The sequence below is a fragment of the Kribbella sp. NPDC020701 genome (assembly GCF_055562215.1).
Genome location: NZ_JBVHFT010000024.1, coordinates 13,219 through 28,022 on the forward strand (window position 1 = coordinate 13,219; position 14,804 = coordinate 28,022).

The 14,804-nt window shown below is 67.7% G+C and carries 17 protein-coding genes; 13 read left to right on the forward strand and 4 right to left on the reverse strand.

Annotated elements, in window-relative coordinates:
- Positions 1-59: 59 nt before the first annotated feature.
- Entirely contained in the window at positions 60-629 is a 570-nt protein-coding gene (locus ACZ3HV_RS39190; protein WP_465692281.1) for a GNAT family N-acetyltransferase, read from the forward strand.
- 118 nt (positions 630-747) lie between these two features.
- Complete coding sequence (locus tag ACZ3HV_RS39195; protein WP_465692283.1) at positions 748-1,107, forward strand: YciI family protein; 360 nt, start codon at positions 748-750, stop codon at positions 1,105-1,107.
- Between the two features lie 87 nt (positions 1,108-1,194).
- On the opposite strand, the gene ACZ3HV_RS39200 is transcribed toward ACZ3HV_RS39195, so the two are convergent.
- Positions 1,195-1,938, reverse strand: coding sequence for a phosphotransferase family protein (locus tag ACZ3HV_RS39200; RefSeq protein WP_465692285.1), 744 nt, complete (start codon positions 1,936-1,938; stop codon positions 1,195-1,197).
- 132 nt (positions 1,939-2,070) lie between these two features.
- On the opposite strand from ACZ3HV_RS39200, the gene ACZ3HV_RS39205 reads away from it, so the two are divergent.
- From ACZ3HV_RS39205 to ACZ3HV_RS39235, 7 genes are all read left to right on the forward strand, one after another.
- The gene (locus ACZ3HV_RS39205) at positions 2,071-2,445 is read left to right on the forward strand and encodes a hypothetical protein (RefSeq protein WP_465692287.1); all 375 of its coding nucleotides are present in this window, start codon (positions 2,071-2,073) and stop codon (positions 2,443-2,445) included.
- A gap of 191 nt (positions 2,446-2,636) precedes the next feature.
- The gene (locus ACZ3HV_RS39210; protein ID WP_465692289.1) at positions 2,637-4,136 is read left to right on the forward strand and encodes a DUF2252 domain-containing protein; all 1,500 of its coding nucleotides are present in this window, start codon (positions 2,637-2,639) and stop codon (positions 4,134-4,136) included.
- A 16-nt stretch (positions 4,137-4,152) separates the two neighbouring features.
- The gene (locus tag ACZ3HV_RS39215) at positions 4,153-4,608 is read left to right on the forward strand and encodes a DUF6325 family protein (RefSeq protein ID WP_360367123.1); all 456 of its coding nucleotides are present in this window, start codon (positions 4,153-4,155) and stop codon (positions 4,606-4,608) included.
- A gap of 282 nt (positions 4,609-4,890) precedes the next feature.
- Positions 4,891-5,493, forward strand: a complete 603-nt coding sequence (locus ACZ3HV_RS39220; RefSeq protein WP_465692292.1) for a GNAT family N-acetyltransferase — start codon at positions 4,891-4,893, stop codon at positions 5,491-5,493.
- 76 nt (positions 5,494-5,569) lie between these two features.
- Positions 5,570-6,511 (forward strand): GNAT family N-acetyltransferase, encoded by a 942-nt coding sequence (locus tag ACZ3HV_RS39225; RefSeq protein WP_465692294.1) that lies wholly within the window; start codon positions 5,570-5,572, stop codon positions 6,509-6,511.
- Positions 6,512-6,637: 126 nt separating this feature from the next.
- On the forward strand, positions 6,638-7,579 hold the full coding sequence (locus ACZ3HV_RS39230; RefSeq protein ID WP_465692296.1) for an ATP-binding cassette domain-containing protein: 942 nt from the start codon (positions 6,638-6,640) through the stop codon (positions 7,577-7,579).
- The gene (locus ACZ3HV_RS39235; protein ID WP_360367135.1) at positions 7,576-8,325 is read left to right on the forward strand and encodes an ABC transporter permease; all 750 of its coding nucleotides are present in this window, start codon (positions 7,576-7,578) and stop codon (positions 8,323-8,325) included. The genes ACZ3HV_RS39230 and ACZ3HV_RS39235 overlap by 4 nt, the downstream gene beginning before the upstream one ends.
- Here the strand turns inward: ACZ3HV_RS39235 and ACZ3HV_RS39240 are convergent.
- Positions 8,309-11,446: a BTAD domain-containing putative transcriptional regulator gene (locus ACZ3HV_RS39240; RefSeq protein ID WP_465692299.1), complete on the reverse strand. Its 3,138-nt coding sequence runs from the start codon at positions 11,444-11,446 to the stop codon at positions 8,309-8,311. The genes ACZ3HV_RS39235 and ACZ3HV_RS39240 overlap by 17 nt on opposite strands.
- A 121-nt stretch (positions 11,447-11,567) precedes the next feature.
- Here ACZ3HV_RS39240 and ACZ3HV_RS39245 point away from each other — a divergent pair, with 121 nt between their 5' ends.
- Positions 11,568-12,056 (forward strand): DUF1269 domain-containing protein, encoded by a 489-nt coding sequence (locus ACZ3HV_RS39245; protein ID WP_360367141.1) that lies wholly within the window; start codon positions 11,568-11,570, stop codon positions 12,054-12,056.
- A gap of 12 nt (positions 12,057-12,068) precedes the next feature.
- Here the strand turns inward: ACZ3HV_RS39245 and ACZ3HV_RS39250 are convergent, their stop codons facing one another.
- Together ACZ3HV_RS39250 and ACZ3HV_RS39255 are read right to left on the reverse strand one after the other, a co-directional pair.
- Positions 12,069-12,269, reverse strand: coding sequence for a hypothetical protein (locus ACZ3HV_RS39250; RefSeq protein ID WP_465692301.1), 201 nt, complete (start codon positions 12,267-12,269; stop codon positions 12,069-12,071).
- 87 nt (positions 12,270-12,356) lie between these two features.
- Positions 12,357-12,806 carry an iron chaperone gene (locus ACZ3HV_RS39255; RefSeq protein ID WP_465692303.1) on the reverse strand — a complete coding sequence of 150 codons (450 nt, stop codon included), beginning with the start codon at positions 12,804-12,806 and terminating at the stop codon, positions 12,357-12,359.
- A gap of 342 nt (positions 12,807-13,148) precedes the next feature.
- Between ACZ3HV_RS39255 and ACZ3HV_RS39260 the strand changes: the two genes are divergently transcribed.
- From ACZ3HV_RS39260 to ACZ3HV_RS39270, 3 genes are all read left to right on the forward strand, one after another.
- Positions 13,149-13,694, forward strand: coding sequence for a GNAT family N-acetyltransferase (locus ACZ3HV_RS39260; RefSeq protein ID WP_465692305.1), 546 nt, complete (start codon positions 13,149-13,151; stop codon positions 13,692-13,694).
- 24 nt (positions 13,695-13,718) lie between these two features.
- The gene (locus ACZ3HV_RS39265) at positions 13,719-14,279 is read left to right on the forward strand and encodes an NUDIX domain-containing protein (RefSeq protein ID WP_465692307.1); all 561 of its coding nucleotides are present in this window, start codon (positions 13,719-13,721) and stop codon (positions 14,277-14,279) included.
- Positions 14,280-14,350: 71 nt separating this feature from the next.
- Complete coding sequence (locus ACZ3HV_RS39270) at positions 14,351-14,797, forward strand: MarR family winged helix-turn-helix transcriptional regulator (RefSeq protein WP_465692309.1); 447 nt, start codon at positions 14,351-14,353, stop codon at positions 14,795-14,797.
- The last annotated feature ends 7 nt before the right edge of the window (positions 14,798-14,804 follow it).

A 14,804-nucleotide genomic window follows, 5' to 3' on the forward strand; every position in this document is an offset into this window, starting at 1 on the left:
CGAGGTCTAGCGTCTGGGTGAAGCAATCCAGAGCGACGGGACAGAGGGGATCCGGACGGATGAGCACGGTGCGTGTGGTGCCGGCGACTGCTGAGATGTGGCCGCAACTCGGGCGGGTCTTCGGACCCCGGGAGAAGAACCCCGCATCGTGCTGGTGCCAACGGTTTTGTCGGCACCAGGAGCCCGATAACCGCAGCGCGCTGCAGCGTGAGGTCCTCGAAGCAGATCTCCCGATCGGATTGTTGGCCATCGTCGATGACGACGTGGTCGGCTGGACGCGGGTGGTGCCGCGCTCCACGCTGCCGGGGATCACCCAGAACCGGGTACTTGCCCGCGTCCTTGATGAGGATCCGGACGCGTGGTGGGTGTCCTGCTTCGTGGTGCGCCGCGAACACCGTGGGAGCGGCATCGGAGTCGCGCTGCTCGAGGCCGCTGTGGACTGGGCGGCGCAACACGGCGCCTCGGTACTCGACGGTTACCCCGTTGACACCGACGGGCTCGCCGGAACCCCGTCACCCTCTGCCGTCTTCACTGGAACTCTCGCCATGTTTCGGCGGGCCGGGTTCGCCGAGATCGGACGCACCTTCCCAGCCCGGCCCGTGATGAGACGCGAACTCCTGCACCGTTAGCCGGGTCGTCGTGCCGGTCTCGTGAAAAGTCTTGTCGATAGCCTGTCGTATCCACCGGACGCCGTTCGTTGCGTTGGTGGAGGCGGACAGTGGGTCCGCTCGAGCCGAAGGAGCAGACATGCCTGAGTACCTCATCTACTTCAACCAGCAGTGGGTGGGTGACCACACCGAGGAGTGGTTCCGCGGGCGCGGGCCACTCGCCATGGCGGCAGTGGACGAGATGAAGGCTGCCGGCGTCTACGTCTTCGCTGGGGGGCTGGAGGAAGAGGACGGCCCGGTCTACAACGCCGACCCCACCGGTGGCGATGTGTTGGTCACCGACGGACCATACGTCGAGACCAAGGAGTTTCTGGGCGGGTTCGCTCTGGTGGACGTGGCCGATGACGAGGCCGCGAAGATGTGGGCGGGCAAGATCGCGGAGGCATGCGGTTGGCCGCATGAGGTTCGCCGCTTCAAGCCGCGGCCTCGGGCCGAGTGACGTCGACCGCGACCTCATCGTGGAACGACTGCCGTTCCACGATGAGGTCGCGGAAGCTCGAAACGACCGTCGGCGGGCTGGTGCGGCTTACATCCGGGATTTCAGTACGTCGAACTCGCAGCCTGGCGAGGACGGGTCGAAGCCGTGCTCGACGAGCCAGCGGGCGGCGCTCAGGCTTCGCAATGACCACCACGCGCGGATCACGTCGAGATCGACGTCGGCGCCGTACCCGGCGACGATGTCGGCAAGGTGCTCCTCGTGCCCGAGCGTCAGGATGGCGAGGTCGTACATTGCATCGCCCTGGCTCGCCTCGGACCAGTCGATCACGCCGGTGACCTTGTCACCGTCGACGAAGACGTGGGTGATCTGCAGGTCGCCGTGCGTGAACACCGGTGTCCACGGCCGGAGCGCGGCCTCGGCAACCTGGCGGTTGCGGGTGACCAAGTCGGTGGGAAGGACGCCGTTCGCGATGAGCCACTCGCATTCGCCGTCGAGGCGTGCTGCGATCTCGTCGCGGCTTCGACCGGGCCAGGGTGGCAGTGGCGCGTCGTGCAGCATTCGCACGGCGGCACCCGCCGCGGCCCACGCCGCCGGGGACGCGGTCGACGGCTCGCCGAGGCGGCCGAGTGCAGTCCCCGGGACGGCGGCGAGCGCGAGTACGGGCGGCTTGCGCCACAGGATCTGCGGAGTCGGGACCGGCGCCAGGGCCATCGCCTCGACCTCGACCTCGACGTCGATGTTCGTCTGATCAGCGTCGATCTTCAGGAACACGTCACCGACGCGCAGAGTCGCGCGCTCGTTATGGGCGACGACGACCTCGACCTCATCCACGTCGGCGATTATCGCGGGGCTGACCTCCGACGTCATCGGGATTACGGAATCGTCCGTTCGGGGTGAAGGAGCGGCAGCCCTTCGTGGGGTGGGATGGACACCGGAGACGTCCTCAGACGAGAGGAGGCGGGCATGGCCGCGCAAATCGCGAGGCTGCGCAAGGCCTGGGACCTCGGCGCGCCGTTCACCCAGCGTGATGCCTCGGCACGCACTTTCGACCACGTGTTCACCCGCGACACACCGCGCGATCCGCAGACCTGGGTCACCGTCGCGGCCCAGCCGCTGCCGGCCTGGGCGATTGACTACGAAACCTTGGGCAAGGCCCTTGGCTATCTGGGCAAGGACGTCGCACCCGGCATCATCGAGCACGCCAGACAGCTGGGGGTCGAACTCCCATCGCAACTGGACGACCCTTCCGCCGAACTAACGCCGCAACTCATCGTCGAGGTCATCAGGGACGTCGCCTTCCACTACTTCCCCCAGCTGGCCTCAGGCGATCGCCACTGAGCCGACGCCGGACCGGCGGTTTGGTCGGCCGCCCGGCCCGCTCCGGGCCTGCGACGTACGCCAATCCTCCCGCAGGGGTGATGTTGTGAGCCGGGTTCTGCGGAATCGTCGGACGGGTACGCGGAATGCAGGGTGGGGGACTCCGGCTCGTGCGACGAGCGGCGCCTGCGGACGACAGGAGGGGGCCGATCGTGCCGACAAAAGTTGAACATCTGACTCTGGATGAGCGCAAAGCACGAGGCCTGGAGGCTCGCGCGCGAGTGTCGCCGGACAGTCACGAAGGGTGGCGGCCCGCGCCGGACCGGCCGGACCCTGTCGCACTCATCGAGGAACAGAACCTCCGGCGTGACGCGGACCTGGTTCCGGTGCGGCACGGCCGGATGATGGCCTCGCCGTTCACGTTCTACCGCGGTGCCGCCAAGATCATGGCCGAGGACCTTGCCAAGACACCGACGGCCGGTCTCGAGGTCCAACTGTGCGGGGACGCCCACCTGTCGAACTTCGGCGTCTACGCCTCGCCGGAGCGGACGCTGCTCTTCGACATCAACGACTTCGACGAGACCCTTCCGGGCCCGTTCGAGTACGACGTCAAACGTCTGGCAGCGAGTCTCATGGTGGCGGCACAGAACAACGGCTGCTCGGAGTCGGATGCTCGTGCGATCACGAAGGCCTGTGCCACGTCCTACCGGGAGGCGATGGCCGAGTTCGCCGCCATGAAAACCCTCGACGTCTGGTACGCCCGCACCGCCGAGGAGCAGATCAAGCAGTCGGTGAACGCCTTCTTCGCCGGAGCCGACGGAAAGGGCAAAGGCAAGGGATCCAAGAAGGACAAGACCAAGCTCGCCGGCGAGCCGTCCGGTATGAGCGGAATGACGCCGAAGCAGGTGAAAGAGGCCCAGAAGCGGTTCGAGAAGAACGCGCTGAAGGCGCACTCCCGCAACAGCGATCAGGCCCTCTCCAAGCTCAGCGAGGAGGTCGACGGCCGCTACCGCATCACCAGTGTCCCGCCGGTCATCGTCCCCGCGCGCGAACTGCACGCGACGTACGGCCTGGAGCCCGGGGTTCTCGAGGAGGTCGTCCTCGACCTGTTCCGGGACTACCGGTCCACCCTTCGACCCGAGCTTCGGCAACTTCTGGAGCGCTTCGAGATCATCGACTGGGCACGGAAGGTCGTCGGCGTCGGCAGCGTCGGAACCCGAGCGTTCGTCGTCCTGCTGCAGGGCCGTGACCGCGGCGATCCGCTGTTCCTCCAAGTCAAGGAAGCCACCCGGTCGGTTCTCGAAGGAACCTTGCGCAAGAGCAGGTTCAAGCAAGCCGGCGAGCGCGTGGTGCAGGGCCAGCGGTTGATGCAGGCCAGCAGCGACATCTTCCTGGGCTGGTCCAAAGGTGTTCAGGCCGACCGCTACTTCTACTGGCGCCAACTGCGCGACATGAAGGGCTCGGCGCTCGTAGAGCTGATGGCGCCCGCGACGCTGGCCTTCTACGCCCGTACGTGCGGATGGACCCTTGCCCGTGCACACGCACGATCCGGTGACGCGGTCTCCATCGCCGCCTATCTCGGCGAAGACGATGCCTTCGACAAGTCGATCACCGACTTCTCTGAACGCTACGCCGCCCAGAACGACCAGGACTTCGCAGACTTCACCAAAGCCATCAGCTCGAACCGGATCGACGCAATCCAACAAGTCTGACCGCTGGAGGTTGAGCATGACTGTCAACATCGATGAGCTGGGTCCGGTCGACTGGGTCGTCGTCGAGTTCCCCGGTACCAAGCTGACTGGGGAGATCGCACCGATCCTGACCGACTATGTCGACCGGGGCCTGATCCGGATCCTCGACCTGCTGTTCCTCATGAAGGATGCGGACGGCAGCTTGGAGGCGTACGAGGCGGCTGATCTGGAGGATACCGAGATCGGGGAGCTGCGGAGGTTCGAGACCGAGATCGCGATGCTGCTCAGTGAGCAGGATGTCGCGGACCTCGCCGAGACCATCGAGCCCGGCAGCTCGGCCGCGGTACTCGTCTGGGAGAACCTGTGGGCCGCGCCGTTCGGTACGGCAGTACGGCACGCCGGCGGTCACCTGGCCGCCAGCGGACGGATCCCGATCCAGGCCGTGATCGCCGCCATCGAGGCCGACGCCGCTGAGGCCGAAGAGACCAAGTAGACCGAGGAAGGAGCCTGAGATGCCACTCGCAGCCCGACGCAGGCGCAGGACCGCAATGGCCGTGGGAGGTGCCGTGGTCGTCGCACATGGCGTCAACCGCCGCCGCGACCGTCGTGACGACCGTCGTGACGACCGCCAGGACAATCGCGAGGACCGCCGCGACTGACGCTTCCGAGCACCCAGGAATCTGAGCGCGGGCAGGAGAGACAGCTGGGTCGGCCGAAGTCGTCGTGCTCCAGTGCGCGGGTGGGCGAGAGCCACTGCATTGGTAGGTTGCGCGCCATGACTGAGCTCGGACCCGTCGCCTGGCCACCTGCTCCGATGAAGACCGAGCGCCTCGTGCTCCGTGAGCCCGAGGCGCGCGACCGTGCGGCGGTCATCGAGCTGTTGGCCTCGCCAGAGGTCGGTACGTACGTCGGCGGAGCTCGACCGCGTGACGAGCTCGAGCTCGCGGTACCTGCGGTGCCCAGGCGGCGCCCTGGCCTTTTCGTGGTCGATCTCGACGGAGCGATGATCGGCATGGCCACGCTCGATCGGCGCGACGCTGAGCGTCCGGGTGACGTCCGTACGGATGCCGGGGAGGTTGTGCTCGGCTACATGTTCCTGCCGGATGCCTGGGGATACGGGTACGCCGCCGAGGCGTGCGCAGCGGTACTCGACTGGTTCGCCGGCGCGCTTCCCGGCGAGCCGGTGGTGCTCTACACCCAGACCGCGAACGATCGCTCGATGCGGGTCGCGGCGAAGCTGGGGTTCACCGAGGTGGAGCGGTTCGAGAAGTACGGCGCCGAGCAGTGGTGCGGCATGTGGTCCGTCCGACGTGGCGGTCGCCTGCCGCTGCGCGCAAGACGTCCGCAAGTTCGGGTTCGACCAGACCTGATCGAATGAGATCACGCTGACGCTGTACCTGCTGTCCGTGTGAATCCGGAAGGAGGGTGTCCGGAATGGGGCCTAGCATCTGGGCATGGAGCAAGAGTTCAGTGGCGAGGTGATCGAGTGGCGCGGGCCGGCGCCGTACTACTTCGTGGCCGTGCCGGAGGAGGAAGGTGCCGCGCTGCGGGCGGTGGCCTTGGCCGCCAGCTACGGGTGGGGGATGTTGCCGATCCGCGCTCGGATCGGGAGCACCGAGTGGAAGACGTCTCTGTGGCCGAAGGATGGTGGCTACCTGCTCCCGCTGAAGGACGCCGTACGCAAGCCCGAGCGACTGGATGCAGGCGACGCGGTGGACGTTCGGCTCACGTTCGATGCGCCGCCCCGTCAGCAGAAGCAGCCGCCGGCCAAGCGGGTGCGCACTCCCCGCCTGACGGGCTCCCGCGAGCCCGTCACCGCCGAGCAGCTCACGATCGTTCCGGCCAACCAGGCGGCTTGGGAGGACTTGCAGGCGGTCTTCGGCCCGACCGGCGACACCGCGCGGTGCTGGTGCCAGCGGTATCGGATGCTGCCCAAGGAATCATGGGCGTCTGAGGGTCCCGAGGAGCTCGCCGCCCGGCTCCGCGACCAGACCGCCTGCGGAAGCCGAAAGGCACAGGCAACGAGCGGCCTGGTCGCGTATCTCGACGGCGAGCCTGTCGGCTGGTGCGCCGTCGCGCCGCGGGCGGACCACCCGAGGCTGCTACGCGACTTCCGCGTCCCCTGGCTGGGCCGCAACGAGGACAGGGCCGACACCACCGTCTGGGCCGTGACCTGCTTCGTCACCCGCGCCGGCTACCGGCGCCGAGGGATCAGCCGCGCGCTCGCTCGCGCGTCCGTCGGGTTCGCCCGTGAACGCGGCGCCCGCGCCGTGGAGGGCTACCCGGACCTCGTGGACGGCGGGTCCGTCGGTACTCTCGCCATGTTCGCCGATGCCGGGTACGCCGAGGTGAGCCGGCCGGGCAACCGCCGCGCCGTCATGCGCATCGACTTCTGAGCTATCCCCTTCTACGAACACCTCAGCCTTGATCTGACAGATCCCTTTCGAGGACCTTCCGGTGTGTCAGGGGGCGTGTCAGGGCGGTGTCAGGGGGGTGTCTGGGCTGGTCGCGATGGTTGTCGCATGACAACTTCGGCGATTGCAGTCTCGGGGCTGCGGAAGGCCTTCAAGGACAAGACCGTCCTCGACGGCATCGATCTGGATGTTCCTGCGGGCACGGTCTTCTCGCTGCTCGGCCCGAACGGGGCGGGCAAGACGACGACCGTGAACGTGCTGACCACGCTGATGGCGGCCGACGGCGGGACGGTCCGCGTCGCCGGGCACGATGTCGCGACCGCGGCCAAGGCGGTGCGCAAGGTGATCGGGGTGACCGGTCAGTTCGCGGCGGTGGACGAGCTGTTGACGGGGCAGGAGAACCTGCAGTTGATGGTTGATCTGCTCGGTATCGGCGCCGGCGAGGGCAAGCGTGTCGTCACCGAACTGCTGGAGCGGTTCGACCTGGCGGAGTCGGCGCAGAAGCCGGCCTCGACGTACTCCGGGGGGATGCGCCGCAAGCTCGACCTGGCGATGACGCTGGTCGGCAACCCGCGGATCATCTTCCTGGACGAGCCGACGACGGGACTGGACCCGCGCAGCCGGCGCACGATGTGGACGATCATCCGCGAGTTGGTGGCCGATGGCGTGACCATCTTCCTCACCACCCAGTACCTCGATGAGGCCGACCAGCTCGCCGACCGGATCGCGGTTCTCGACCAGGGGCGCATCGTTGCCCAGGGCACCCCTGACGAGCTCAAGCGCCAGCTCCCCGGTACGCACGTCCGCCTCAGGTTCACCACCGTCGGCGAGCTCGACGCGGCCGCGCAACTCTTCGCCGACTCCACGCGGGACGACGAGGCACTGGCCCTGCGGGTTCCCAGCGACGGCGGGACGAGATCTCTGCGGGCGGTGCTCGACCGGCTCGACGAGTACGCACTCAGCGCCGAGGAGTTCTCGGTGCACACCCCTGACCTTGATGACGTTTTCCTCGCCCTGACGGGCCACTCCACGGAGGTAGTCGCGAAATGAGCACCCAGTCGCATTCGATCGTCATGTTGCGTCGCGACTTCAAGCACATCGCCCGGAACCCGACCTCGGTGTTCAACGCGGTCCTGATGCCGATCGTGATGATGTTGATGTTCGTGTACGTGTTCGGAGACGCGTTCAACGTCGGTGTCGACTACATCGACTACGCGACGCCGGGGCTGATGCTGCTGGCCGTCTGCTACGGCCTGGGCGCCACCGCGACCGCGGTGAACTCGGACATGACGAAGGGCATCATCAACCGGTTCAAGGTCATGGACGTCTCCCGAGGTGCGGTACTCACGGGGCACGTCGTCGCCAGTGTGCTGACCAACCTGGTCGCCATCGCCGCCCTCATCGGGGTGGCCTTCCTGCTGGGATTCAGCCCGTCGGCGAGCTTCGTCGATTGGCTCGGCGTGCTGGGCATCGTCGTACTGCTCGGGTTCGCGACCGCCTGGCTCACGGTCGCCTTGGGAATGGCCGCGAAGTCGCCGGAAACCGCGGGTCTGGCCGCCGTGCCGCTGATCATGCTTCCGTTCTTCAGCAGCGCGATCGTACCGGCGGACAAGATGGGCGCCGGTGTCCGCCAGTTCGCGGAGTACCAGCCCTTCACACCGATCATCGAGACCCTGCGTGGGTTCCTCAACGGCTCACCGCAGAGCGGCGACGTGATCGCCGCCCTGGCCTGGTGCGTCGGGATCGCCCTCGTCGGATACCTATGGGCGTCGTCCACGTTCAAGAAGCGAGCGTGATCTCGACCAGCTGACTCCAGTCCGTCTCAGTGCCTTCCCGAACCGCCTCGGCGAATCCCTTCTCGCCGAGGCGGTTTCGCGCTGCCTGCTCGATCCGGGCGAGATCCGGGTAGGCGCGATTCTGCAGTCCGAGCACGCCGGCGCTGGCTCCGAGCAGCCGCGCGGCCTGTTCGTACTGGTCGAGCCTTAGTGCCAGGTCCGCGACCCCGACGAGTACCTGGGCGATCCCTGGTGCGTGCCCCGCCTGGGCCGCCGCCTCGCAAGCCGCCGCACGGTGCGTGCGGGCCTCGCCGAGATCGTCGGCGAAGTAGCCGAGCAGGTCCTCTGCGTACGCGCGGATGTTCGCCCCCTCCGCTTCGTCGCCCAGAAGGCTGGTCACCAGGCCGAGCTGTTTGTAGGTCTCCCCGGCGTCGCCGTTCCACCGAGCGAGTTCCGCCTTCGAGAGGGCCAGTTGAGCCAGCGTGGCCGGCCAGTTGACCCGTTCCGCGCACCGTTCGGCCTCGGCGATGGCGGCCGCGCTGGAGTCCTTGTCGCCCATGAGCCAGTACAGCTGGGCCTGTCGCGCCCGCATCCGGATGACATCGTCCATGGAGCCGACCTCGGTCACGACCGCGACCGCCTGCTCGTAGTACTCGCACGCGGCGGCGAACTCGCCGCGCATGGTGATTCGGTCCGCCAGTTCGGTCAGGGCGAACGAGATGCCGAACCGCTCGCCGAGTGCCCGGAACTCGGTGAGCGCCGTCTCGAGATACGCGTCCGCGTCCCGCCCACCGTAGCCGAGCATGACCCGCATCTTGCCCAGATGGAGCCGGGCCAGCGCGCGTACCCAGGGATTTTCGCTGTCCAGCAAGGGTTCCCACGCGGGCAGGAACGAGCCCGGCTCCTGCAGCATGCGTTCCAGCGGTACGACCAACTCCAGCGACGGGTGATAGTGCGGACTGCTCCGGCCGAGCTGGTAGGCCTTGTGGATCCACTCCGCCGCCGCGAATTCGTCGGCCGGCCCGGAGCTCACGAACATCGAGATCAGGGCGTACACCGTCGCCCGGATCTCATCGCTCACCTCACCAGGCGTCTCAATGGCGGCCCGGAGCATTTCGTTGCCCTCGGCCTTGTGCCCGCTGAGCCACCAGTACCAGGAGGTGGCCGCGGCGAGCCGCATCGCCGCCGGTCCGTCGCCGGCCGCGATCGCGCCACGCATCGCGGCACCGATGTTGTCGTGCTCGGCCTCGAGCGCGGCAAGCCAGACCAGCTGCTCGGCGAGGCGAAGATGCGGCTCCGCGGTCTCGGTGAGTTCGGTGAAGTAGGCGAGATGCGCGTTGCGCGCCAGCTCCGATTCCCCCGCTTCCATGAGCCGCTGCCCGGCGTACTCCTTGATCATGCTGAGCATCCGGTACCGCGGCGCGTCGTCGGTATCGGCGACCACCAGCGATTTCTCGGTCAGTGCGGTCAGCAACTCGAGCACCTGCCACGACTCGACCGTGTCGCCCGCGCACACTCGCTCGGCTGCTTCAAGGCTGGCGCCGCCGGAGAACACCGACAGCCTGCGCAGGACCACCCGTTCGGCGTCGCTGAGCAGCGTCCAGCTCCAGTCGATCACTGCGCGCAGCGTCCGTTGCCGGGGCAGCGCTGTCCGGCTGCCGCCGGTCAGCAGGCGGAACACGTCGTCGAGCCGGTCGGCGAGCTGTTCGAGGGACATGGTGCGCAACCTCGCCGCGGCCAGTTCGATCGCCAGCGGCATCCCGTCCAACGCGCGGCAGACACGCGCCATGGTCGACAACGTGTGGGCGTCGGTGCCGAGATCCATCCGCACCGCCTCCGCCCGATCGCGCAGCAGCCGGACCGCCGGAGAAGACTCGATCTCGCCCGGGTCCGTATCGCCCGAGGGTAGGGCCAGCGGCGCGACCCGCCACAGCGCCTCACCGGTGATGCCGAGCGGTTCCCTGCTGGTCGCGAGGATCCGCAGCCGGCGGCACTCCCCGAGCACCCGATGGGCGAACTCCGCCGCCGACTCGATCACGTGCTCGCAGTTGTCCAGGATCAGCAGCGCCTCCTGCTCGCGGAATGCGGTGATGACCCGATCCGTGGGCTCGACGTCCGATGGCTCGCCCAGCAGCGCGTCCCGCAGGCGGAGCGCGGCGAGCGTCGCCTGCGCCACGTCGCTTTCCGGGCCGATGGGCGCGAGCTCCACCAGCCAGGCTCCGTCCGGCAGATCGCCAAGCAGCGTACGCGCGGTCTCCGTGGCCAGCCTGGTCTTCCCCGCGCCGCCCGGCCCGATCAGCGTGGTCAGCCGATGATCGGCGACGAGTTCGCGGACCGCGGCGACGTCAGCGTCCTTGCCGACGTAGCTGGTCAGCTCGGCGCGCAGGTTGTCTTTCCGGCTCTCCTGACGCTGTCCCACCTCGCCGCGTAGCAATGCGACGTGCAGTGCGGACAGCTCGGGAGAGGGGTCGACGCCCAGCGCATCGGCCAGCGCTTCCCGCGTACGCTCGTACGCGAGCAAGGCGTCGGCGTTGCGACCGGCTGCGGCGAGGGAACGCATCAGTGCGGCGACGAGCCGTTCCCGCACGGGGTTCGCGGCCACCAGGTCGGTCAGTTCCGTGACCAGCTCCGCACCGTTGCCGAGGCCGATCTCCGCATCGAACCGGTCCTCCAGGGCGGCCAGGTGGAGCCCCTCGAGCCGGGTGACCGCCGCGTCGAACGCCGTACTGTCCTGAAGACCGACGTCCTGCATGGGCGTACCGCGCCACAATCCGAGCGCCTCGCGCAGCAGCCGCACCCGCCGTGGATCCTCGTCATTACGGGCCTGACCGAGGAGGCGTTCGAACCGTACGGCGTCCACAGCGTCGGGATCGACCCTCAACCGGTAGCCGTCCGTCTGCCCCTCGACCGAGCCTTCCGGCAGCACCTTCCGGAGCCGGGAGGCCAGGCGTTGCAGGGCGTTCGCCGCTTCTGCGGGCGGCTGCTCACCCCAGATCCAGTCGATGAGCGTCGCCTTCGGGACTATGTGACCCGGCCTGAGCGCGAGAGCGATCAACAGCCCGCGCAACCGGGCGCCCGGTACGTCGGCGAGGACGCCGTCGTCCGTGCGTACCTCGAATGATCCCAGAATCCCGATCTGCACCTGGCTGATCTTGCCATCATGGCGGCGGGCGGGTCAGATTCACCCCGGCAGGGTGACGTTGCCTTGACTTCTGGCGCCCACGATGGGAGCGCCCGGTTCGATCGAAGGCAAGGAGTACGTCATGACCGCCTTTACGGTGTGGAAGTTCGAGGGCCCGGAGGACGCCGCGCACGCCGCCTCGGTCCTCAAGGGCTGCGAGCGGGACGGGCTGGTGAAGATCCTCGACCACGCGATCGTCTCCTGGCCGAAGGGCGCTTCGCAGCCGACCACCAAGCAGGCGCACGAAGAAGCCTGGCGCGGGACCGGGTGGGGGGCTTTCTGGGGAGTTCTCCTCGGTGCGCTGTTCTTCGTCCCCGTCGTCGGTGGCGTGGCGGGGGCCGCGATCGGTGCGATCAGCAAGATGACGCAGGACACCGGCATCACCAAGGAGCAGTTGACGAAGATCCGCACCGAGGTGACCGAGGGGACCTCGGCCCTCTTCGTGGTCACCGAGCACGGCGATCTCGACCGGGTGGGCGAGCGCTTCCACAACATGCACAGCAAGCTCATCGCCACGAACCTCACCGACGCCGAGCGCCAGGAACTCCTGGAGACCTTCGGAGGCAGCTGACCCCGCCGGGCGTCAGTGGGTGAATTTCTGGACGATCATGAAAAGGCTGAGGATCAGGGCGATCGAGGACAGGACCCAGCCGACCGCGGTCAGCGGCTTGCCGCGGCGGGAGCCGATGCAGCCGAAAACCGCCAGGGCCACCCCGGGGAGTGCGAAGGGGAGCGGGGAGTAGGCCCGCCAGGTGTCCATGTTGACCGGCAGCAGGAACACCACGCAGCCCGCGAGCCCGAAGATCCAGTCAGGCAGGACGGTCCCACATGCCTACCAGTCACCCCGGGCCAACCGAGGGTGACGTTTGCGTCAGCTGACGGCCTTCTTGATGAGTGTGGTGATGTGCTTCTCGACGGTGGGGGTCAGGTCGGTCAGGGCGTAGGCGGTGGGCCACATCGTGCCGTCGTCGAGGGTGGCGATGTCGTTGAAGCCGAGGGTTGCGTAGCGGGTGTTGAACTTGCTCGCGGCCTGGAAGAAGCAGAGGACCTTGCCGTTCTTGGCGTACGCGGGCTGGCCGTACCAGAGCTTCGGGGCGAGCTCGGGCGCGTTGGTCGTGATGATGGCGTGCAGGCGTTCGGCGATCTCACGGTCGTGGTCGTCCATCTCGGCGATCTTCTCCAGGACGGCGGCCAGGTCTTCTGCCTTGCCGCGGGACGCCTTGAGTTCCTTGGCGTGCTCCTTCATCGCGTCGCGTTCCTCGGCGGTGAAGCCGTCGTACGACTTGGTGGTCTTCGAGGTGGTCTTCCGCGTGGTGGCCATCAGAGGTTCCTGTCTGCGTGATCCGGTGTGAACAAGACCAATGCTAGGAACCCGCCTACGCCCCACGCTTCTTGAAAACTGATCGATTGCATCGCAGTCAGGTCGGGGGAGCCGCCGAACGCGACCTGGCTGATCGCCGACGCCGAGCACGCCGGTGCATCCTGAACGTGGTCCGTACGACGCTCGGACCCGCGAGGGCGTCGTGGCGATGCGGCGCGTGCTTCGCCCGGTTCGAAGGCGACCAGGTGGTCGAGTTCCGCGCGTACCCGGACCTCGCCGGAATGATGATGGAACTCGGCCTCCTGCCGGAGCCGGCCATTCCAGTTGATCTAGGTTGTGGGGGTGTCGAGTTTCGGGGCGTTTCCGGTGGAGTTGGCGACTGAGCGGCTGCATCTGCGGGTTTGGCGTACGTCGGACGCAGCCGAGTATCGCGCGCTCTGGGCCGAACGGGATCCGCGGGCGTTACGCCGGATCGACGCGGACGGGCACCCGACGGTGGACGAGATCCGCGGGTGGCTCGCCGACAATCCGCTGAGCGCCGCGCCCGGGCTCGGGTTGTTGCCGATCGAGCGGAAGGACACTGGCGAGTTCATCGGGTACTGCGGACTGACCGTCGGCCGCGCGTCGTTCGACGAACCGGAGATCGCGTACGAACTCGCCCAGCGGGCCCACGGTCACGGGTACGCCACCGAGGCGGCGCGCGCAGTCGTCGAGGCCGCGGCGCGCACCGGCCGGCGCCGGCTGTGGGCAACGGTGCGCGAGTGGAACGCGGCCTCGTTCCGCGTCCTGGAGAAACTCGACTTCTACCGCAGCGATCGAGTCACCGAGGACCCCGACCGCGGCAACACAATCTGGATGACCCGCGAACTCGATCAGCCATCGGCGTAGAGCCGTTTGTACGAGACTAGGGCCGTGAACCGACAGGATGACCTGGCTGCTGAAGGTGAACCGGAGAAGGAGTTCAACCCTGGGATCGCGGGCCGATTGCCGCGGAAGACGGTGGCCGGGGGAGCGTTGATCCGGGATCGGGGTGGGCGCATCCTCTTCATCGAACCCACTTACAAGCCGACGCTCGACATCCCGGGCGGCATCGCGGAGTACGACGAATCGCCGTACGACGCCTGCCGTCGCGAGGTGAAGGAAGAGATCGGCCTGGACCTCGAGATCGGCCGCCTCCTCGTCGTCGACTGGGTCCCCGTCCTCGGCCCCTGGACCGACGCCCTCGCCTTCGTCTTCGACGGCGGAATCCTCGACCGCGACCTCGAAGACGGCGACCTCGAAGACGGCGGACGCGAAGACGGCGGACTCGAGGGCGGCAACCTGGTCCCCGACCCCACCGAGGTCCGCGCCATCCACTTCCTCACTCTCGCGGAGGCAACCCCTCGCCTCCGCCCCTCCATGACCCGCCGCCTGGCTCTGGCCCAACACTCCCTCACCACCGGCACCCCGACGTACGCCGACTTCGGCCGCTGACCGGAGCCCGTCATCCCCCAACCATCAGAAAATAGTAGCCGTGTACTTAGTAGCCATGTACTGTATTTGGCATGAGCAAGGTGACTGGCGCGACTCCTGGGCATCTGGTGTGGCGGTTGTCGATGAAGTGGCGGGTTGCGGTGGATCGGGCGTTGGCGCCGGTGGGGTTGACGCATGCGCAGTACGTGATGCTGGCGTCTCTGTACGGGATGGAGCGCGCCGGGCAGGTTCCGAGTCAGCGGGAGCTGGCCGACTACACCGGGCTGGAGGCGCTGTACGTGTCCAAGCTGGCCCGCAGTCTCGACGCCGACGGACTGATCCAGCGCACCCGCGATGCCGTCGACACCCGCACGATGCGTCTCGAGTTGACCGACCAGGGGCGCGAGACGATCCAGCCCGCCATCGCGGAAGTCGCCGGCCTGCTCGACAAACTGCTGGCGCCGCTCGGCGGTCGCCGCGGTGCGCGCACCAAGGACTTCGTGCGCGACCTCACCGAACTCCTCGACACTCCACTGTGAAGGACTC